The organism is Burkholderia sp. KCJ3K979 (genome assembly GCF_016759955.1).
GTDB classification, from domain to species: Bacteria; Pseudomonadota; Gammaproteobacteria; order Burkholderiales; family Burkholderiaceae; genus Burkholderia; species Burkholderia orbicola.
Genome location: NZ_JACFYV010000017.1, coordinates 47,322 through 65,903 on the forward strand (window position 1 = coordinate 47,322; position 18,582 = coordinate 65,903).

Sequence of the window (18,582 nt, forward strand, 5' to 3'; positions counted from 1 at the left end):
ATTCCTCGTTAGATCACCACCAGGTCGCCCGTCAGCGCGCCAGCTTCGGAAAGGGCTTGCAGGATCGCCATCAGGTCATCCGGCGTGGCACCGGTGCGGGTGATCGTGTCGACGATCGCTTGCAGGCTAGCGCCCGATGTCCACTGAAACGCATTGCCGCCCGCCTGCGTCACCCCGATCTCACTCACGGGCGCCGTCACGGTGCTGCCGTTGGCGAATGCGTTCGGCTGGCTGACCATCGTGCCTTCGGCGATCGTCACCTTCAGCGAGCCGTGCGAGACGACCGCCGGTTTGACCGTCACGCCCTGACTGATAACGACCGTACCGGTGCGCGAGTTAAAGACAACGCGCGGCACCTCCGCGCCTTTACTCACCTTCAGCGCGTTCAGGCGGGCAACGAACGCCACGCGCTGGCTCGGTACCTGGGGGGCGACCACATCCACCGAGGTGGCGTCCACCGTGCTGGCGACTTCGCTGCCGAGTGCGTTGTTGATCACGTCGGCGATACTGGAGGCGGTCTGGAAATCCGGACGTTTCAGGTTCAAGCGTACGGTGGGCGTGTCGGCGAAATCGGTGGCAATCTCCCGCTCGATCGTCGCACCCTTGGGAATCCGGCCCGTGGTGGGCGTATTGATGGTGACGCTGGTGCCGCTGCGCCCTTGCACGTTCAGACCTGGAATCACCAGGTTGCCCTGCGCCAGCGCATAGACGTCGCCGTCCGCCGCACGCAAGGGGGTCATCAGCAGTGTGCCGCCGCGCAGGCTCTTCGCATCACCGAGCGATGAAACGGTCACGTCCACTTTCTGGCCGCGGCGATAGCCCGGCGGGAACGTCGCGCTCACTATCACCGCGGCCGCGTTGCGCGAACGCAGATTGATATTTTCCGGCAGTCGCGTGCCGAATTGCTTGAGCATATTCGTCAGCGACTGGGTGGTGTACTTGGCTTGCGTGCCGTCACCCGATCCCGCCAAGCCAACCACGATGCCGTAGCCGACAAGCGCATTCTCACGCACGCCCTCTACGTCGACCAGGTTACCGACGGTCTGTGCGTACGCTTCAATTGTGCTGCTTAGTGCGATGCCGATTACGATAGCCAGGGCGGCGGCGCGGGTGGTGAGTCGGATTGGTTTCATCGTTTCATCCTGCGGTCGATTGGGTATCGACCCGGTTCGGTCTGTTCGTCGTCTTCAACTCAGAACGGCATCCACGGGCTGTTGAAGAATCGGGTCAACAAGCCTGGCTGGTTTGCATCCGCCAGCGACCCGCGGCCCGCGTAGGTAATGCGCGCATTCGCCACGCGTTGAGACGACACACGATTGTTCGAATCGATATCGGCAGCACGCACATAACCCGCCAGACGTACATTCTCTTCGCCCTGGTTGAGCACGAGGCGCTTCTCGCCCCGCACTTGCAGCAGGCCGTTGGGCATCACGCGCAGCACCACCACCGTCACCGAGCCGCGCAGCGTGTTTTGTTGCGAGCTGGAACCCGCGCCGTTGAACCCGCTCTTCGTGCCGAGTTCGGCCTCGACCGGCAGCGCCTTGCCGAACAGTGACGGCTTCTTGGCGCTGAGACTGCTGTCCTTGCCGACCTGCGTGCCGCTCTTCTTGCTCGCCTGGGTCGACTCTTCGAGATCCACCGTCAACACGTCGCCGGCGCGGAAGGCGCGCACGTCCGACGTGAGCGACCACGCCTGATCGGGAACCAGCACGCCGCCCGCGGTGCCTCGGCGGACATCGAAAACGGTATCGGGCATGCCGTCGTCGAAGTCCGGCAGCGAACGATCGAACGGCCCGGTCGCACAGCCGCCCAGCAAGGCCAGCACACCGCCCATGGCAACGAAGCGGGTGACCGTCATCAGCGCGCAGCCTGCGACAGGTACTGCATCATGTTGTCGGCGGCCGACAGCACCTTGGTGTTCATCTCGTAGGTGCGTTGGGCAGCGATCATCTCGACCATTTCTTCCACGGCCAATACGTTGGACCCCTCGAGCGCACCTTGCTTGAGCGTTCCGATGCCATTCTGACCGGGCTCGCTTTCGGTGGGCGCGCCGCTGGCAACGGTTTCTGCGTACAGGTTGCCACCCAATGCGAGCAGGCCGGCCGGATTCACGAATTGGGCAAGCTGGAGTTGACCGACTTCGGCCAGCGTCTTGCCTGCGCCCGTCGAAACCGACACCGTCCCGTTCTCGCTGATGGTGATGCCAACCGCCTCGGGTGGAATGTCGATACCCGGCAAGAGAGGCAGGCCCTGTGCATTGGTCAGCCGGCCCTGGTCGTTCAACCGCAACTGGCCGGCGCGCGTGTAGCCCACTTCACCGTTCGGCATTTCCACCTGCAAAAAGCCATTGCCGACAATGGCCACGTCCAGCGGCTGGCCGGTCTCCTGGAGCGCGCCAGTTGTGAACACCTTTTGCGTGCCGGCAATCCGCGTGCCGTTGCCGAGTTGCACACCCGGCCCCGTTGCGTTGTCCGATACTTGCGCGCCGGGCTGGCGCTCGGCACGGTAGAACATGTCTTCGAACACGGCACGATCGCGTTTGAAACCGACCGTGTTGACGTTCGCAAGGTTGTTGGCAATCGCCTGCAGCTTCGCGTCCTGGGCCTGGATGCCCGTCTTGCTGATCCACATTGCGTGATTCATCGTTGCCCTTCAGGGTTGGTTGATTCGTTAGGCGCCGGTCCAGCCGACCGCTTATCCACGGATGAGCCGGTTGCCGGCATCGGCCATTTCATCGGCTACCTTGTATAGCTTCATCTGCATCTCGAATGAGCGCGTGAGCGACATCGTCTGCATCATTTCCTCGACGGCCGACACGTTGCTGGCTTCCAAGTGGCCGCCCTTGACGGTCACGCTGTCGTCCGCCGCGTAGTCGGTACCGGTGCGCGAAACGATGAGGCCCTGCGCGTTCTTCACCAGGTCGGTCGGCTCCGGGTTCACCAGCAGCAGGCGACCCGCGTCCTGCACATCCTTCTCGCCCGCCGTCACGACGGAGATCGTGCCGTCCGCGCCGATCGTCAACGCGTCGTGCTCGGGCAGCACGATCGGACCGCCTTCTCCCAATACCGCATTGCCGTTCAGGGTCAGTGCGCCATCGCCGTCGAGCGTGAGCGCGCCAGCTCGCGTGTACGCCACGCCCTGAGCGGTTTCCACCGCCAGATAGCCGGCTCCGTCGATGGCCACGTCGAGCGTGCGCCCCGTTTCGCTGATCTTGCCCGGCTCCTGATTCACATGCGTCGACGTGAGCGTTGCGTGGTAACGCGAGTCGTAGCCATAACCCCTGGCTGCCTCGCTTGTCACGCTGGCCAGATCGGCGCGAAAGCCGCTGGTCTGCGCGTTGGCAAGGTTGTTGGCTCGCACGTTGAGCGCGCGCAGCGAATGCTCGGCGCCGGTCATGGCGGTGTAGAGGAAATTGTCCATCGCGTTACAGCGCCTGCATCAACGCGCGCATCATTTCGTTTTCGGTCGACAGCACCTTCGAGTTGGCCTGGTAGTTCTGCTGTGCGCCCATCAGGCTCACGAGTTCTGCGGTCATGTCTACGTTCGACTGCTCGACTGCGCGCACGGCGAGCTTGCCGGCCATGCCGGTACCCGGCTTGCCGACCAGCGGTTCACCGGTAGCGGAACTGGCCTGCCAGGCGGAACCCTCCACCGGCACCAAGCCGTTTTCGTTCTGGAACGTCGCGATGGCCAATTGGCCGGCCGACAGCTTCTTGCCGTTGCTGTACTGCACCTCGATCGAGCCGTCCTCGGCCAGCGACACACCGGTCGCGGTGCCGGCCTTGTAGCCGTCGGCCCGACACCTGTCGGTCGTCTGTTTGCCGCCAAACATCGTCGTGCCGGCGTAGCTGATTGCAATCGACATCGGTGCGGCATCGGTCGGCGTGCCGAGGTCCAGTTGAACGGTGGAGGCCGGCGTTACCAGCTTGCCGGTGTTGTCGAAGCTCAGCTCCACGGGGCTGCCGACATCCTGACCGTCCATCGCGTAATAGACCTGCATCTTGTTGCCCGCATCCTTCACGAAATACTGGGTGACGGTATGCTCGCGACCGAGAGAATCCGTCACGGTGGCGGCCGAGATGCCGTTGTACGACTTCGGATCGTCCTTGTTGAATGGCGAGACCGTCGGCTTGGTCCAGTCGGCAGACATATTGCCGACGTATTCCAGCGAACTGCTCGCCTGTGCGGGAATCGAGCCCCTGGGAATCGTCAGGCTGCCCAGTGCCCCGTCCGCGCCATACCCCTGCACGACGCGGCTCATGAAATCGGTCACGTTGCCGTTCTTGTCAATGTTGAACACACCGGCGCGCGAATACACCATCGAGCCGTCGGTGTCGCGAGAGATGAAGAACCCCTTGCCTGCGATCGCGGCGTCCATGCTGCGACCCGTCGCGGAAAAATTTCCGGTGACGTCCATCGACTGCGAGGTCGAACCGATCGATACGCCCGACGGCATCGCATTGATGTAACTCGACGCGAAGTTGGCGCGGCCTGATTTGAAGCCGAGCGTGCCGCTGTTGGCGATGTTGTTGCTGATCTGGTTGAGCTGCCCGTTGATGGCGTTGATGCCGGCGAGCGCGATGTTGAAACTCATGACTGGAACCTCTTTGAAATGGGGAGACGCTGGGGAGACGCGGTTTCCGAAGACATACGTTGCTGATGTGAACGGCCGAGAAAACGAGTGATGTCCGTGGCTGCCGCATCACCAATGCCCGCGATCGTCAAGATCACGCGACCATCCGTTCCGAGACGCACGCTTTGCAGATTGCCATCGAGCTCGACGGAGGGCTTCTCGCCGGAGTCGGCAACCGCACGGAGTGTGTAATTGCCAGGCGGCAGGCCGTGCTCCGCGGGGTCGATGTTGAAGTCGACGTCGCCCGCCTGTTTTGCGCCGAGCGAGACCCTGTACTCGGTGCCGCCCCCGTCGGTCAGGATCACGCCGACCTCCGACGCCGACGATTCGAGCCTGAAGCCCCCTTTGACCACCGCATCGCCCAACTCGACCTTTTCCGACCGCACGCGCACTTGTGATCCGACTTGCGAGCCGAGCGTCACGACCAGCATGCTTTCCTGCGTTCTGGCGTTGGCGGCGCTCAGGTTGGCAAGCGTTTGCATGGCTTCCACCTGGCTCATCTGCGCGAACTGCGTCACGAACTGGTTGGCTTCCATCGGCGCCAGCGGATCTTGATTCTTGACCTGCGCGACCAACAGCCGGGTGAACATGGCCGACACATCGCCTCCGCCATTGCCTGCTGTCGGCGTGGCGACCGAACCGCCTGTGCCAGTAAGGTTGTTGACATTGTTCTGGATATCCACCGTGTTCAGCCCTCACCCATGCGCAGCAGGTCCTGCTGCATACCCTTGATGCGCGTGAGCACCTCGACGTTGGTGGAAAACGCGCGCGATGCGGCCATCATGTCGGCCATTTCTTCGACGGCGCTGACGTTCGAGTAAAACACCATGCCGTTTTCATCTGCCAGCGGGTTGCCCGGCTCATGTCGAGCAGCGAGCGCATCGTCGGTGGCAATCACGTCCAGCACCTGCACGCGCGCACCGCCGTTCTGGAACACCGATGCGAATACCGGTTTGCGCGCGCGGTACGCGGTTTCCTCGGTGCCGGACGTACCTGCATTGGCAAGGTTGCTGGCGATGGTGTTGAGTCGCACGGCTTGTGCGGACAACGCCGAACCCGCGATCTGCGAAATGTCCTTGAAGCTCATCAGATGTTCCCCGTGATGGCGGATTTCAGACCCTTGATTTTCATGTTGACGAATGTCAGGCTGGCCTGGAAATCCGCCGCGTTTTGCGAGAACGCCGCCTGCTCGACACCGAGTTCGACGGTGTTGCCATCTTGCGAGGGACTGCTGGGCACGCGGTACATCGGTTCATCGCCACCGAATCGCAGCGCGGCATCGAAGGCATCGTTGGCGAGCACATAGCCGAGGCTCGCACGGAAGTCCAGGTCGCGCGCCTGGTAGCCCGGCGTCGATTCGTTGGCCAAGTTCGATGCAAGGAGCTTGGTGCGCTCGGCACGCACTTTGAGTGCGGCCGCATGTACGCCAAGTGCTTGTTCGAGATTCAATCCCATAGTGGCGGCTTGCCTCCGGAAAGTGCCGCGCGGTTGTTACCGGGCAGCGGTTGAGTCATAGACCGGGTGGAGGTTACGGGCTGGCGAACGTGGCCGCGAAGAGGTTTTACAGAACTTGAACACGGCGCTCGAGCGTTCGCTACAGCCGCGCGGCGCCCTATAATCGAGCGACATTCAGTTCAAGAAAAAGGATGCGATGGCTCCGACACACTCCCGCAAGCAACCGCACGAGCATGTGGTGCTGGCAGCAGTCATCGCGGCGTTGGCGATGCCGCTTGCAGCCTTTGCGCAGGCACCCGCCCCCGCCGCGGCGCATCCAGGCGATCCGGCCGTTCCGCAGGTCGAGAAGGCGGCTCTGACGTGGCTTGAGCGCTATGTTGCCGATCGCGCGCTGACCAAACCCCATGCTTCAGTCGCGGTGTCGCCCCCGCGTCGGCCCGCCCCGACGTGCAGCGAGCCCTACGAAATCGCCGCGACTGACACCAAGACGCTGACCCGCATGCGTTTTTCAGTGCGCTGCAAGGGGGACCCGCGCGCCACGACCTATCTGGTGAAGGCTCATATCGACACGCCAGTGCTGGTAGCGGCAACCGCGTTGCGCTCCGGCCACACGCTCAACGAAGCGGATTTCAAGCAGGATGTCCGCGACTTTGCGCTCACCCCCGATGCGCTGACCGATCCCACCCTTGCTGTTGGGCGCATGCTGCGCCGCACGGTAAAAGCCGGCCAGGTGATCCAGGCGCGGCTACTCAACCGCGCGGAAACCATCCGCCGCGGTCAGGCGGTCCAAATCGAGGCTAATTCCGGGCCGATACGCGTATCCGTGCCGGGCACCGCCATACAGAATGGCGCGGTCGACGAGGTTATCCGCGTGAAAAACGCGAGCACCGGCAAAGTAATCTTCGCGCGGGTGATCAGTGCCGACACCGTCGAGCCGGTCGGCGTGACGAAGTAGAGGTGACACGGCCGTCGGCACCCGGCCATAACGAACGTCAGCGAACCATCCGCTTGACCAGCCCTACCATTTCCACAAGCTTGGTCGCGTAGGCAGGATCGGTCGCGTAACCACCATGCTTGAGCGCGCTGGCGAATGCGCTAGCGTCGTCGCCTACGTTGCGCACGCCGGCATAGCGGGGCGAATTGCGCAGCAGCTTGGCGTAATCATGAAAGGCGCCGCCATAGCTTCGGTACGCGCGGAAGTGGTCGACCATCTTCACGGCCGAACCGTTGACATACTCGGTGGTGACGGCAGCAGCCGACTCCCCCGCCCATCCGCCCGTCGATTTGATACCGAACAGGTTATGAGTGGTCTCGCCGCGTACGTTCTTCAGCGGTTTGCTCCCCCAGCCGGATTCAAGCGCCGCGTGCGCGGCGATCAGTTCCGGGGCCGCGCCAATCATCGCACCCGCACGACGAGCGTGCGGCATGATCTCGGCCAGAAAGGCCTGCTGATCCGAATCGGCGAAGTTCGGCCCCGTCGCAGGCGCGCCGCTTCCCAAGACACCCTGCTGCGGCTTCGCGAGCGCTTCCGCGCGGGCTCGCATCATATTGGTCCACGCTGCCGCCTGCGACGAAAGCTGCGGCTCGTTCGAGCGGCCGAACCCGTTACGGATCGTGCCGCGGATATCGCGATTCAGCGATGCGTACAACGAGCCAAAGCCCACCTCCGACTCGCTTGCGGACGCAACGGGAGAGGGAGTGCGGGCAGACGGACCCGGCGCGGCGGGCACGAATGCGACGTCAGGCCGGAACATAGGTGTGGCTTTCCCCGTACACCAGACGCTGCATCACCTCGTACTGCGCGACCAAGAGGCCGCTGTTGCGCCGAGTGAGGGCGTGGCATCGCGCCGCAAGCAGCTTCACTTCCTCACACCGCTCGACGAACGATGCGCGTTGCATTGCGTGCCTGTCGTCGGCCAGCAGACGCCGACCAAGTTCCAGCACCGCACCCGGCACCTGACCGAGCCGCTCAATGCGGTAGCGGCGCCGCATGTCAATCGCATCGGCCTCAGCTGCGATCACGCCAGCGAGCACGCCAAGCCTCACGGTATCGAGTTGCCGCGCCGCAGCAAACTGATCTTCCAGCAATTGTACAAGCTTGCGGTAGCCAACGCAGTCGGCGATAACATCCACGAGCAGTTGGTGCGGGGAACCCGTGCCCGTCATTCGCTACCTCCGTGATAACGTTGAATCGTGCCCGCAAGCTTGCAGGCATCGAACCGGATTTTGCCGGCGGCCAGCGCGGCCTGAACGCGAGCCACCCGAACCATGTCGATTTCCGGTGTCTCGTCCAGCACGGCGCGTGCCGCATCCAGCACCAGGCGATCACGGGTCTTTTCGTGCACCACTTCGGTTGACGCCACAGTACGCTTGTGGCGCACGCCCTCGGAACGCTGTACGCCTTCCGCTCCATTGACTGCGGCGTGTGCCGCCAGATTAGCAATTCGCATGATGTCACCCTAAGGCCCCGCGGCCCTCAAAATTGTTACCCGTTCACACTCCTTCAGAACGAGCAAGCGGATCGATCTGTTAAGTCCTTTTTTTGTCGAGCTTCACACCGACCTCCGCACCGACTCGGCCCGCGTCAGGATCGCCGGCCGACGTGGCGTTAATGCCGGGCGTCAGCGGCACGACTTGGTCGACCGGGCCGAACATGGAGCAGATAGCGCGGGCGCGTTCCGGCGTCAGCACCAGAAATTCAATGCGTCGATTGATTGCGGCGCGAGGATTGTTCACCAGCGGCGCCCGGTCGGCCATGCCGATCACTTGCATCACTTGCTCGGCGTTCACGCCGCCTCGCAGCAGCCACGACCGGGCGGACATCGCGCGATCCACCGACAGATCCCAGTTCGAACGCGAGCCGGCGTCCGAGTTGCGATACGGCACCGAATCGGTGTGCCCCAGTACGAACAGTGGATTGCCGATCGAGCCCATGAGCGCGCCCAGCTTGATCAGCATCGGTCGAAACGGCTCGGAAGGTACCGCACCACCACTGACGAACACGCCGCGCTCTTCGGTATCGTGCAGCATGACCCGCAAGCCCATTGGCGTGACGATCGCTTGAACGTTGTCGAGCACCCCCGCGTCCTTGCCGAGCTTGCGCACACGCTCGGCAAGCGCGTCCATCGCCTCGCGGCTATCCGCCATCGACTGGCTGCGCTTCACGTCGCCAGCTCCATCGTCAGCGACGTGCGACGCCAACGTGTCCTGCAACGCGCGAGTAGTCGGCCCCAACGGCGCACTGGCCGGCATGTCCCAGTCGTCGTCGTACAGTGCACTGTCGACCATTGCGTCCATTTTGCGGCGCGTCTCCTCGTCGCGTGCACTGAGCGCCCACAACAACATGAACACACACAGCAGCGCGAGGCAGAAATCGGCGAACGCGACTTTCCAGCCACCGCCATGATCGTCGTCGTAATCGCGCCGAACCGGGCGTTTGACGATCAAGCCGACGGGGGCCGCCCGGCGTTCACCTCGCTTGGCAGGAGTGGCCGTCGCGGGCGCGACGGGCGCATCTTCGGTTGCGACGCTTTCGTGGGTGCTATCCAAGCTCATTCACGCCCCGCGTCCAATTGGCCGATCCAGCCCTCGAGCTGCGCGAAGCTCGGCTTGCAGGCCGGTTGCATCATGCGACGGCCCGCATCGATCGCCAGCAGCGGTGGCTTGCCGCCAGCAAAGGCCACCAGTATCACTTTCATGCATTCCATTTCCGACATCTCGGCCTTCATCGCCTGCTTGACCAGGTTCGACACCGGATCCAAAACGCCGTAACAGAAGAAAATGCCGATAAGCGTGCCAATCATGGCGGCCGCGACATTCTCGGCCAGTTCGGCCGCGCTCGCGCCGTCTCCAAGTCTGCCCATGGCAATCACCACGCCCAATACCGCAGCCACAATGCCAAAGCCGGGCATGGCTTCCGAAATCTTTTTGAGCGAGCGCGATGGCAACTCGATGTTCTCTTGAATGGCAACCAGCTCCTGCTCGAGCACGCTTTCCAGCTCGTGTGAACTGATCTTGCCCATCGCCATCAAGCGAAGGTTGTCGACAATGAAGGTAAGCAGCTCGGGGCCCTGGAGCACCAGCGGGTAGCGCTGGAACAGCCGGCTTTCGTGCGGGTTCTCGACGTGGTTGTCGAGCGCCTTGAGGTCTCTGCCGATGTTCAATAGCTCATACATCAGCAGCAGTTGCTGACGCTGGAGTTCCTTGTTGGCCGTGCGCTTGCGCCTGCCCATCACCTTACGCAATTGCTTGCCCATGTCGACGAGCACGTGGCGCGAATTGCCAAGCACCAGCGCACCAACGGCCGAGCCGACGACGATCAACAATTCGACAGGCTGCCAGAGCTTGCGAAAATCGCCCCCCATGAATACGAAGCCGCCGAAGACGCAGCCAAGCACGATCAAAATTCCAAATATCTGTTGCATGATTCCTTCCCGACCTGTGCGCCGTCCGACGGGAGCGGCGCAATATTCTTCACTGTCAATGCTGAGCGAGGCGCTTGCGCATCTTGACCAGCGCGCTCTTGTTGATCTGACAGACTCGAGCCCGCGTCAGGCCCAGCACCGCCCCGATCTCCGCTTGACTCAGATCGAATTCGTAATAGAGCTGGATGATCTGCTGCTCGCGCGCATCGAGCACGCCCAGCGCCTGTTCAAGCGAGTGGCGCAGCATGGCGCGGTGTTCGATGCCGTCGCTGCCGCCGCACTCGTACCGTTCCGCGTCCTCTTCCAGCAAGGCGTCAAAACTGACGAACTCTTGTGCGCAGTCGTCCAGTTGCAACTGCTCGTATTCGTCGTCGCCGATTTCCAGCGCGTTGCACACTTCTTCTTTCGTAGGATCGCGGCGCAGTTCCCGGCGCAGTGCCCGCTCAGTGCTGCGCAGACGGTGAGCACCTTGGCGTGCCGAGCGCGGCCGCCAGTCCTGGCGGCGCAGTTCGTCCAGAATCGCGCCCCGCACGCGAAATAGCGCAAAATGCTCGAATTCGTCATCGGGCTCACCGTAGCGACGCAGCGCTTCGAGCAGACCCATCAACCCGAGTTGCTCGAGGTCGCAGGCCTCCATGGCCCCACCCGCCTGCGACGCGAGCTTGCGCACGATGCGCTTCACCAGCGGCGCATACCGCGCCATCCAGCGCGCCTCATCGGCGGGGGACAACGCCTGGTTCTCGCGCTGTACACTTTGGTATTCGGTGTAGATCGTTGCAGTCATCGTATTCGGTCCATCATGGCCTTCGTTACCGTCACGTTACGAGAGCGTGCGATTGGTGCCGCAGCACAATGTTCGTATTCCAAATTGAGCAATGCTGCTGATTCGAGCTATTCCATGCACTGCACATCGACCAGCGTGCGCGTGGCCGGTACGCTTCCGACCCTCTCGCTCAGCGCCGGCAGCCCTTCGCGCAATTCGTTTCGTTAGCCGAAAGCAGCAGATCCGGCATCAGATTGCACGGCCGCGTGTTGCCCTTGTTGCCGTGCGTTCCGGATCACGTCGTCGCCCTCTTCACGTACGCGAATTCGCGAGGCGCCAATTCGAATATCGAATCGCCGCCTGCGGAGGCCAAACCGCCACCAGGCCCTCGCGTGGGCGGCTCATCGCGTGGATGGTGCTCGCGGCCGCCCGAGCCGCCTGCCTCGCCATGGCTTTGCCGACCTGCCGAGACTTGCACGGTCACGTCGCCACCATGTCGCGCGCCCAGATCCTGGCGCAAGCTTTCTCCGATCGCCTGCAACTGGAGAACGACCTCGGGATGAGTGGCCGACAAATGAACTGCCATGCCGTTGACGTTCTGGCGTAGTTCGATGCGTATCGATCCGTTCGAACCCGGCTCGAGTCGGATCACGGCTTGACGCACGCCCTGAGCCATCTGCACGCTCAGGCGCTCTCCCAACGCGTCGATCAGCTTCTGCTGACGCGCGGTCGGCGCACTCGTAGCCGTTGCCGGCACCATTGCCGCTTCCGGCACCTTTGCCGCTTCCGGCACCTTTGCCGCTTCCGGTGCCTTTGCCACTTCCGGTACCCTTGCCGCTTCCGTCGACAGTTCGGCTTGTGTTGCGCGGGTGCCTACCTCGCAGTCGGGCGTGACCGGAGATGGCTCTGTCGAAGCGATTGCGTCACCGAACGCGAGCGGGCCGAAGATCGGCGACACGTGCGTCGTCGCGAGATTCATGCTTTGGTTCAACAGCGCCCCAGGTACCGCACTCGATCGATGGTCGAACAGGCGCGCGGCCAGCATGGGCGCGACCGGTTCCTTCGCATCAACTTGCGGCAAAGCCGCTTGCTCGATCGTGCCGCGCCGGTACAAGTCCACTGGTTGCGCTGTCCCCTGCGTGTGTGCCGGCAACGAAACGATGGTGGAAAGGCGTTGCATTGCGACGGTATCGACCGGTGCGCCGCTTGTCGTCCGGTCCGGTGCGACAGTGTCGACTGCACGTGCTTCCAGCGCCTGCATAAGGCCCGGTGCGGCCACCGCGCCGTCCTGCAACGATGGCATGTCGCCGGCCGGCGGTTCGGTTTCAGGCGCTCGCGCCAGTGCCAACCACGGATCCGGCACCGACACCGGATCCGCCGTGGCGTCCGTGCCGTCGTCCAGTCCGGAGCCTTCCACCAGCAAGGCCTCGAAATCATCGGTCAACACGGATGGCTGCACGCCGAGCACTGCAGCCAGCACGGCGCTACCGTCGGCTGCCGTTGCCGGCGCAAGGTCGGCCGTTGCCGAAAGACCGCTCATCATTGCTGGCTCCCTTGAACTGCATAGGCCTGCCAGACTTCGCGGCGATCATTGAGATCGCTCATCGCCTCGATCAGCCGTTCGGATTCAATTTCCAATAACGAAATAGCGACGCGGTGCGCGATCGTCAGAAGTCTCAGTGCTTCCAGCTCGGCAGCGGTCAACGCCGTTCCGGTTGCCATGTTGCTCACGATATCGTGTACTTCGACGCTCAGGCACACCAGCGCGTCGAAATCGCACTTCACAATCGCTTGTCGGACGCGCATTGCAAGTCGTAGCACGTAGTCGCTCTGGTCCATGGTCGATCATCCGAATCGTTGATCGACGCCTTCCCACGCCGCGCGCAGCGTGCGAATCAGCATCGAGACTTCATCGATGAGGACCGGATCCAGAGTGAGCCCGGCTTCATTCAGGCGCACCGTGCAGTACTCGTACAGCCGGGCAAGATTGACGACGACCTCGTTGCTGGCGTCGAAATCGAGTGCACTGGTCAGACCATGCAGCATGCCGATGCACTTGTTCAGGCTGTTGCCCTTCTCTTCGTAGCGTCCAGCTTCGATATGGGCGCGCGCGCGCGCCATCTCGTCGAGCAGGCCATCCATCAGCACAATCACCAACCGTACCGGCGACGCGCTTGCCGCCTGACTCGCCAGGTTCGTCGTCTGGTAATTGCCGTAACCATGTCCGGTCATCATTTCTTGTTTCCGCTAACGAGGTCGTCGAGCAACTGCTTCGTGTATTCCATCCGCTTTTGCAGTTCCGCCACGCGCGTGAACTGGGTCAGATATCGGTCATAGACCTGACGGTATTGCACTTCGAGCGAACGCTCCTTTTTCTTTAACGATTGCTGAATAAGCTCGGCCGACTCCTGACGACGCTTGACCTGACCGTCGACGGAGGAGGTCCATGTCTTCAGGTAGGCGTCCATGCGCGCGACGATGCCCTTCTCAGGATCGGCAAACAAGGCGGCGAGACCATTTGGATTCTTGTCCAGCGAGGCTTTCAGCTTGTCCGTATCGAGCGACAGCTTGCCGGTACGGTCCGCTGAGATGCCGTAGTCCAACATCCGCCTTTCGCCCACTGTGGCGCGCGACAGCGCGTTCATTCGCTGTTGCAGATTGCGCACACCGGCATCGCCGACGAACGGCCCTGCGTTGGATGGATTGTCAGGGTTGACCTTGGTCAGCTCGGCCAGCACGCCCATTGCTTTGTTATATGCATCGACAAACGCCTGCACGGCGTCGGCCGTGCCGCCGTGGTCAAGCTTGATATCGAGCAACAATGACGCGTCGCTTTCGACCATCGACTGCTTGAACGTGACGGACACGCCCTGAATGCCAGTGAAAGTATTGCTGCCCTGCTTGATTTCGACGCCGCTCTTTCCGCCAAGCTTGAATATGGCGTCTCGTGCCACCGACAGTTTGTCCGGCGTACCCGACAGGGCAGCTGACAGCGCTGTATCGCTGATGCCGCTGGTGTCGAGCGAAATGGCACCGGCCTCGCCGGTCTCGCCCGAGGTCAGCACGAGACGCTGCTCACCCTCGATCGTGACGATCGAGGCAGATACCTTGCCCTTGTTGCCGGCGGCGTGGTTGATCGCGCGAGCCAGTTCGGCCGGCGACACGTTGCCGCTCGCGTCGGCGTTGGCTGCCGATAGGTCCACCTTGAACGATTCTCCGTTCGCGAGTGCGATCCCGAGTGTGCCCGCGTCCTTGGCACCGTATGACGAGAGGCCCTTGAAGGCCACCTGATGCGCCGACGCGAGTTGCTTGACGAAGAACGCGTAACGACCGGGCTGCGCACTGGCCGCCGCCGTGGCTTCGCCTAGCGCCTGGTTCGACAGCGAAGCCTTTTGTTTGACGATGCCACCAACACCGGACAAGCCCTTCAACGCGGTCTGAAACGAACTCAACGCGCCTTGTAACCGGGTAAGCCCGGCCTGGGCAACCGCGTTGCCCGCTTGCTGGCTTTTCAGGCGCTGAACTGCATTCTGCATGTACTTTTCGGTAAGCGCCTTGGCGCTTGCCACTGGGTCTCCAATACTGCCGAACATGGCGTCCTCGCTTGATCAGAATGGGTTGGATATCGAACGTTGCTGCGACAGCCGCCTGCGCAGCCATGCCTGGGAAGCCTGCTGGTCTTCGAGCTTGCGATCGCGTGCGCGCTTCTCGAGTTCGAGCGCGCCAAGCTTCTTGCTGCGAACTCGATCGATCTGCTCGTACCGTAGGCGTGCGCGGCACAAATCCGCGCGCAAGCCCGCGACCAATGCCTCGTGCTTTGCCAATTGACGCTGGTGCAGATGAATCAGATTGGCGATCGCAGAGCGATAGCGCGCACCGTTCATCGCATGCTCGGGATGTACTTGCGTACCGGTGTCGACGCTTTGCATCAGCAAAGTCATTTGCGAAATATGATGGCGATAGCGAGCGCCTTCCGCGTCGCGCGCGGCAACATCGACTTCCAGCCGATCCACTTCCTTCGCACGCATCGCAACGAGTTGCGAAAGTCCGGCAACGACATGTCGGGCGTTCATGCGGCAATCTCCGCCAGAATATCCAGCGTCGCCTGGCGCGGCGCGACCTCGTCCTGCGCCTGACACAGGAAGGCTTCGATCCGGTCGTGCATCTTCACGGCGTGATCGGTAACGAGATCCGCGCCGGCCACGTAGCCGCCCAGCGGGATCAGATCGCGAACATTGGCGTAGCGAGACATCATTTGCTTGACCTTGCGTACCGCGTCGATCTGCTCGCGCGGCGCCACGAGCGACATGCAGCGGCTGACCGAGCGCAGCACGTCGATCGCCGGGTAATGCCCCTGGGAGGCGAGATCGCGCGACAGCATGATGTGACCATCGAGAATCGCACGCGCCGTGTCGACCACCGGGTCCTGTTCGTCGTCGCCTTCAGCTAACACTGTGTAGATGGCACTCATGCTGCCAGCACCTTCGCCGTTGCCCGCACGCTCCACCAGGCGTGGCAACATGCCGAACACCGAGGGCGGATAGCCGCGTGTGGCAGGCGGCTCCCCCAGCGCCAGCGCGATTTCCCGCTGCGCCATCGCGTAACGCGTGAGGGAATCGACCATCAGCAGCACATCGTTACCGGCATCGCGAAAGTGTGTGGCAATGGCGTGGCACAACTCAGTCGCCATCAAACGCATCAGCGGGGATTCATCCGCCGGTGCGACCACGACGATGGCTTTGGACAAGCCTTCGGGGCCAAGCGAATGCTCGATGAACTCTCGCACCTCGCGGCCACGCTCGCCGATCATGCCGACCACCACCACATCGGCCGCGGCCTGGCGCGCGATCATGCCGAGCAGCACGCTCTTGCCAACGCCACTGCCAGCAAAAAGGCCAACGCGCTGCCCGCGGCCCAACGTCAGCATGCCGTCGATCGCGCGCACGCCTACGTCCATCACACCGTTCACCGGCTGCTTGCGCAGCGGGTTCACGCGCGGGGGAGCCAGATCCAGCGCCGCGTCGCCGACAAGCGGACCACGGTCGTCGATCGGTTCACCGAGGCCATCGACGATGCGGCCCCGCCATGCAGCGCCGATCGACAGCGTGCGCGCACCTTCATCGCCAAACACGCGCGCGCCCGCGGTCAAACCTTCTGCGGGCCTGAAAGGCATCAGATACGACACGCCCTCCCGAAAGCCGACCACGCGCGCATCGAGCCAGTCATTCGATGCGGTTTCGATACGTGCGAGCTGACCGGTTTCGAATGCATAGCCGGTCACTTCAAGCAGGAGGCCCGAGACGGCGGACAAGCGCCCTACCGGCCTTGCGACAGGCACATCGCCAAGGTCGAGCTTGCCGAGTACGGAATGGTTCATGCCGGCACTCCGTCCGAGTCATCGGCATGGGCATGCGCAAGCTGCGAGGTAATCCGCTCGATACAGGCGACAAGGCGCTGACCACAGCCCGCGTCCATTTCGATGTCATCGGCCCGCACGCGGCATTCGCCGGGCTCGAGCCGGTCGTCCGGCACCAGTTGCCAGCCCTGCGCTCGGTCGGGTGCCGCTTCAGCCAGGCGCGCGTAATCGGCCGGGTTCAGTCGCACGCTGACGGATTCGGGCGGTTTCGTCAGCGTGCCGACGGCTTCATCCACAAACGCGAGGATCCGCTCAGGACGAGTTTCAAGCTCCGCACGCACAACCTGCCGGGCAACGTCGCCAACGAGCTCAGCCACTTCGCTGCGCACCTTGGCTCGATACGCTTCCTGCACGCGCTGGAAGCCACGAACCAGCGCGTCGACCGGTGCTACCAGCGCATCGAACCCAGAACGCACATCGCGGCGTGCGCCTTCGGCGCCGACTCGTTCGCCGGCGGCAAAGCCGTCCGCATAACCCGCTTGCCGCGCTTCTTCAAGTAATTCTCCGGCCGGAGGTACATGCAGTTGCTCAGAGAGCAGGCCTGCCTCGTCGGGCGCGGTGAATCCGCCAAGCTGCTCGCTTGCCGCGCGAATGCGTGCCAGCGAGGGAAATGCATAGCGTCGGTACGTCCTCATCGAAGTGCTTCCTCCGCCACGAGCCGAAGTTCGATGTCGCCGTCGTCGGCAAGTCTTCGTACGATGTCCATGATTTCGCGGCGCGCCGACTCGACTTTGCTGGGGAGTGCGGGCTCCGCCCGGCGCAACATCTCCTCGAAGGCCTGCACCGCGCGCCGCGGCATCGAGCGCAACAATGCGTCGCGCACGGCTGGGTCGGCGCCCTTAAGCGCCACGCCCCACAGCGCCGTGTCGACATGTTCGAGAATGACGGAGATCACCTCATCATCCTGGTTCGCGATCACCGCGAAATCGTAGATGAGCTCTTCCACCGCCGCGACCAACTCCGGATCCCGAGCACGCAGAATTTCCACCATGTGGGTGCGGTCGCCCGGCATACGGTTAATGATGTCGGCGGCCTGCCGCACACCTTCGACGGCCGTGCTTTGTGTGCCAAGGTTGGCGATGCAACAGTCGACCACGTCTTCCAGGTCCCGCAGCAGGTCATGATCGATCTCGGTCAAACGTGCGATATCGAGCAGCACTTGCTCGCGCCGCGCTTCGGGCAGCGCCTGAATCACGCGGCTCGCCTGCTCCGGCGGCAAGAAGACGAGGAACATGGCTTGCATGCGCACGTGCTCGTCGCGCAGGCGATCGGCAAGCCATTGTGGCTGCGCCCACTGCAGGCGCGCCATTTTCGGGCCGATCGCGTCACCGTAAATCTTGTTGAGCACGCTGTTGGCCACCACACCGCCGAGCGCCATCTCCAGCGAGCGTTGCAAGAACGAGCGCGAAGCACCCCGTACGCCGCTCTGCTCGCGAAAATTCGTGAAGAAGTGCTCGATGGTGTTCTGCACAGCCTCCACCTTGACGCCCTGCATGCGTGACATGGCGAGTGTCACGTCCAGCAACTCCTCGCGCGAAAGGCATCGCAGCACGCCCGCCGCAGCTTCCTCACCGATGCTGAGCAGGATGATGGCAGCACGCTCCACCGCGGCAAGATTCTGGGTTGGCAGGCCTGCCGTTACGGCGGTGTCCACGGTCGCAGGTACGTCAGTTGGTGTGCTCATCGTCTCGAATCCAGGGTTTGATGACTTCGGCAACGCGCTCAGGGTCCTGAGCGGCCAGATGCTTCAGGTGTGCGATCAGCACGTCGGCACCGGAGCCAATCGGCGGGAGATTCGCGTCGGCCAGCAGCAGCGGCTGCGTGTCGGCTTCGGCGGCTGCCGCAAGCGCCGGGGTTTCCGGACCGCCGGATACGGCGTGGGCGCCCTGCG

23 protein-coding genes and 1 pseudogene are annotated in these 18,582 nt (G+C 63.0%); 1 reads left to right on the plus strand and 23 read right to left on the minus strand.

Going from position 1 to position 18,582, the window contains the following annotated elements; genetic code table 11:
• Positions 1-8: 8 nt before the first annotated feature.
• Genes H3O04_RS06700 through flgB form a run of 8 tightly spaced genes read right to left on the minus strand, consistent with a single transcriptional unit; the run spans position 9 to position 6,088 of the window.
• Entirely contained in the window at positions 9-1,133 is a 1,125-nt protein-coding gene (locus H3O04_RS06700; protein ID WP_202587369.1) for a flagellar basal body P-ring protein FlgI, read from the minus strand.
• A 59-nt stretch (positions 1,134-1,192) separates the two neighbouring features.
• The gene (gene flgH / locus H3O04_RS06705; protein WP_201317437.1) at positions 1,193-1,858 is read right to left on the minus strand and encodes a flagellar basal body L-ring protein FlgH; all 666 of its coding nucleotides are present in this window, start codon (positions 1,856-1,858) and stop codon (positions 1,193-1,195) included.
• Positions 1,858-2,643: a flagellar basal-body rod protein FlgG gene (gene flgG, locus H3O04_RS06710; protein WP_202587370.1), complete on the minus strand. Its 786-nt coding sequence runs from the start codon at positions 2,641-2,643 to the stop codon at positions 1,858-1,860. Before flgG ends, flgH begins: the two co-directional genes overlap by 1 nt.
• A 51-nt stretch (positions 2,644-2,694) precedes the next feature.
• Complete coding sequence (locus tag H3O04_RS06715) at positions 2,695-3,420, minus strand: flagellar basal body rod protein FlgF (protein ID WP_202587371.1); 726 nt, start codon at positions 3,418-3,420, stop codon at positions 2,695-2,697.
• A 4-nt stretch (positions 3,421-3,424) separates the two neighbouring features.
• Entirely contained in the window at positions 3,425-4,594 is a 1,170-nt protein-coding gene (locus H3O04_RS06720; protein WP_202587372.1) for a flagellar hook-basal body complex protein, read from the minus strand.
• On the minus strand, positions 4,591-5,316 hold the full coding sequence (locus H3O04_RS06725) for a flagellar hook capping FlgD N-terminal domain-containing protein (protein ID WP_202587373.1): 726 nt from the start codon (positions 5,314-5,316) through the stop codon (positions 4,591-4,593). The genes H3O04_RS06720 and H3O04_RS06725 overlap by 4 nt, the downstream gene beginning before the upstream one ends.
• 5 nt (positions 5,317-5,321) lie before the next feature.
• Positions 5,322-5,720 carry a flagellar basal body rod protein FlgC gene (gene flgC, locus H3O04_RS06730; RefSeq protein ID WP_069620616.1) on the minus strand — a complete coding sequence of 133 codons (399 nt, stop codon included), beginning with the start codon at positions 5,718-5,720 and terminating at the stop codon, positions 5,322-5,324.
• Positions 5,720-6,088: a flagellar basal body rod protein FlgB gene (gene flgB, locus H3O04_RS06735; protein ID WP_050017745.1), complete on the minus strand. Its 369-nt coding sequence runs from the start codon at positions 6,086-6,088 to the stop codon at positions 5,720-5,722. The genes flgC and flgB overlap by 1 nt, the downstream gene beginning before the upstream one ends.
• Before the next feature lie 238 nt (positions 6,089-6,326).
• On the opposite strand from flgB, the gene flgA reads away from it, so the two are divergent.
• Positions 6,327-7,043 carry a flagellar basal body P-ring formation chaperone FlgA gene (gene flgA, locus H3O04_RS06740; protein WP_202587374.1) on the plus strand — a complete coding sequence of 239 codons (717 nt, stop codon included), beginning with the start codon at positions 6,327-6,329 and terminating at the stop codon, positions 7,041-7,043.
• A gap of 37 nt (positions 7,044-7,080) precedes the next feature.
• On the opposite strand, the gene H3O04_RS06745 is transcribed toward flgA, so the two are convergent.
• The 15 genes and pseudogenes from H3O04_RS06745 to H3O04_RS06815 form a co-directional block, all read right to left on the minus strand.
• On the minus strand, positions 7,081-7,737 hold the full coding sequence (locus H3O04_RS06745) for a glucosaminidase domain-containing protein (protein ID WP_237666202.1): 657 nt from the start codon (positions 7,735-7,737) through the stop codon (positions 7,081-7,083).
• A gap of 91 nt (positions 7,738-7,828) precedes the next feature.
• Complete coding sequence (locus H3O04_RS06750; RefSeq protein ID WP_202587376.1) at positions 7,829-8,254, minus strand: hypothetical protein; 426 nt, start codon at positions 8,252-8,254, stop codon at positions 7,829-7,831.
• The gene (locus H3O04_RS06755) at positions 8,251-8,538 is read right to left on the minus strand and encodes a flagellar biosynthesis anti-sigma factor FlgM (protein WP_141723481.1); all 288 of its coding nucleotides are present in this window, start codon (positions 8,536-8,538) and stop codon (positions 8,251-8,253) included. The genes H3O04_RS06750 and H3O04_RS06755 overlap by 4 nt, the downstream gene beginning before the upstream one ends.
• A 79-nt stretch (positions 8,539-8,617) precedes the next feature.
• Positions 8,618-9,637: a flagellar motor protein MotB gene (locus H3O04_RS06760; RefSeq protein ID WP_202587377.1), complete on the minus strand. Its 1,020-nt coding sequence runs from the start codon at positions 9,635-9,637 to the stop codon at positions 8,618-8,620.
• Positions 9,638-9,639: 2 nt separating this feature from the next.
• A complete protein-coding gene (gene motA, locus H3O04_RS06765) occupies positions 9,640-10,512 on the minus strand; it encodes a flagellar motor stator protein MotA (RefSeq protein WP_202587378.1) in 873 nt (290 codons plus the stop codon).
• Between the two features lie 55 nt (positions 10,513-10,567).
• Positions 10,568-11,296 (minus strand): FliA/WhiG family RNA polymerase sigma factor, encoded by a 729-nt coding sequence (locus H3O04_RS06770; protein WP_060312381.1) that lies wholly within the window; start codon positions 11,294-11,296, stop codon positions 10,568-10,570.
• A 274-nt stretch (positions 11,297-11,570) separates the two neighbouring features.
• The gene (locus tag H3O04_RS06775) at positions 11,571-12,818 is read right to left on the minus strand and encodes a flagellar hook-length control protein FliK (RefSeq protein ID WP_202587379.1); all 1,248 of its coding nucleotides are present in this window, start codon (positions 12,816-12,818) and stop codon (positions 11,571-11,573) included.
• Entirely contained in the window at positions 12,815-13,114 is a 300-nt protein-coding gene (locus H3O04_RS06780) for a hypothetical protein (protein ID WP_202587380.1), read from the minus strand. The genes H3O04_RS06775 and H3O04_RS06780 overlap by 4 nt, the downstream gene beginning before the upstream one ends.
• Before the next feature lie 6 nt (positions 13,115-13,120).
• The gene (fliS, locus tag H3O04_RS06785; protein WP_416360852.1) at positions 13,121-13,510 is read right to left on the minus strand and encodes a flagellar export chaperone FliS; all 390 of its coding nucleotides are present in this window, start codon (positions 13,508-13,510) and stop codon (positions 13,121-13,123) included.
• On the minus strand, positions 13,507-14,844 hold the full coding sequence (gene fliD / locus H3O04_RS06790) for a flagellar filament capping protein FliD (protein ID WP_202587381.1): 1,338 nt from the start codon (positions 14,842-14,844) through the stop codon (positions 13,507-13,509). Before fliD ends, fliS begins: the two co-directional genes overlap by 4 nt.
• A 39-nt stretch (positions 14,845-14,883) precedes the next feature.
• Positions 14,884-15,348 carry a hypothetical protein gene (locus H3O04_RS06795; RefSeq protein WP_202587382.1) on the minus strand — a complete coding sequence of 155 codons (465 nt, stop codon included), beginning with the start codon at positions 15,346-15,348 and terminating at the stop codon, positions 14,884-14,886.
• Positions 15,345-16,652 (minus strand): FliI/YscN family ATPase, encoded by a 1,308-nt coding sequence (locus tag H3O04_RS06800; protein ID WP_202587383.1) that lies wholly within the window; start codon positions 16,650-16,652, stop codon positions 15,345-15,347. The genes H3O04_RS06795 and H3O04_RS06800 overlap by 4 nt, the downstream gene beginning before the upstream one ends.
• A complete protein-coding gene (locus H3O04_RS06805) occupies positions 16,649-17,326 on the minus strand; it encodes a FliH/SctL family protein (RefSeq protein ID WP_202587384.1) in 678 nt (225 codons plus the stop codon). Before H3O04_RS06805 ends, H3O04_RS06800 begins: the two co-directional genes overlap by 4 nt.
• On the minus strand, positions 17,323-18,375 hold the full coding sequence (locus tag H3O04_RS06810) for a flagellar motor switch protein FliG (RefSeq protein ID WP_237666203.1): 1,053 nt from the start codon (positions 18,373-18,375) through the stop codon (positions 17,323-17,325). The genes H3O04_RS06805 and H3O04_RS06810 overlap by 4 nt, the downstream gene beginning before the upstream one ends.
• Positions 18,359-18,582, minus strand: a pseudogene (locus tag H3O04_RS06815) (flagellar basal-body MS-ring/collar protein FliF); the annotation flags it as partial. The gene H3O04_RS06810 and the pseudogene H3O04_RS06815, both read right to left, overlap by 17 nt.

Coding starts and splice junctions, on each gene's coding strand:
- H3O04_RS06805 (WP_202587384.1), bottom strand. CDS start 17,326: ATGAGGACGTACCGACGCTATGCATTTCCCTCGCTGGCACGCATTCGC.
- H3O04_RS06750 (WP_202587376.1), bottom strand. CDS start 8,254: ATGACGGGCACGGGTTCCCCGCACCAACTGCTCGTGGATGTTATCGCC.
- H3O04_RS06800 (WP_202587383.1), bottom strand. CDS start 16,652: ATGAACCATTCCGTACTCGGCAAGCTCGACCTTGGCGATGTGCCTGTC.
- flgC (WP_069620616.1), bottom strand. CDS start 5,720: ATGAGCTTCAAGGACATTTCGCAGATCGCGGGTTCGGCGTTGTCCGCA.
- H3O04_RS06720 (WP_202587372.1), bottom strand. CDS start 4,594: ATGAGTTTCAACATCGCGCTCGCCGGCATCAACGCCATCAACGGGCAG.
- H3O04_RS06775 (WP_202587379.1), bottom strand. CDS start 12,818: ATGATGAGCGGTCTTTCGGCAACGGCCGACCTTGCGCCGGCAACGGCA.
- H3O04_RS06755 (WP_141723481.1), bottom strand. CDS start 8,538: ATGCGAATTGCTAATCTGGCGGCACACGCCGCAGTCAATGGAGCGGAA.
- H3O04_RS06700 (WP_202587369.1), bottom strand. CDS start 1,133: ATGAAACCAATCCGACTCACCACCCGCGCCGCCGCCCTGGCTATCGTA.
- H3O04_RS06810 (WP_237666203.1), bottom strand. CDS start 18,375: ATGAGCACACCAACTGACGTACCTGCGACCGTGGACACCGCCGTAACG.
- flgB (WP_050017745.1), bottom strand. CDS start 6,088: ATGGGATTGAATCTCGAACAAGCACTTGGCGTACATGCGGCCGCACTC.
- H3O04_RS06770 (WP_060312381.1), bottom strand. CDS start 11,296: ATGACTGCAACGATCTACACCGAATACCAAAGTGTACAGCGCGAGAAC.
- H3O04_RS06780 (WP_202587380.1), bottom strand. CDS start 13,114: ATGGACCAGAGCGACTACGTGCTACGACTTGCAATGCGCGTCCGACAA.
- motA (WP_202587378.1), bottom strand. CDS start 10,512: ATGCAACAGATATTTGGAATTTTGATCGTGCTTGGCTGCGTCTTCGGC.
- H3O04_RS06715 (WP_202587371.1), bottom strand. CDS start 3,420: ATGGACAATTTCCTCTACACCGCCATGACCGGCGCCGAGCATTCGCTG.
- flgG (WP_202587370.1), bottom strand. CDS start 2,643: ATGAATCACGCAATGTGGATCAGCAAGACGGGCATCCAGGCCCAGGAC.
- fliS (WP_416360852.1), bottom strand. CDS start 13,510: ATGATGACCGGACATGGTTACGGCAATTACCAGACGACGAACCTGGCG.
- H3O04_RS06795 (WP_202587382.1), bottom strand. CDS start 15,348: ATGAACGCCCGACATGTCGTTGCCGGACTTTCGCAACTCGTTGCGATG.
- flgH (WP_201317437.1), bottom strand. CDS start 1,858: ATGACGGTCACCCGCTTCGTTGCCATGGGCGGTGTGCTGGCCTTGCTG.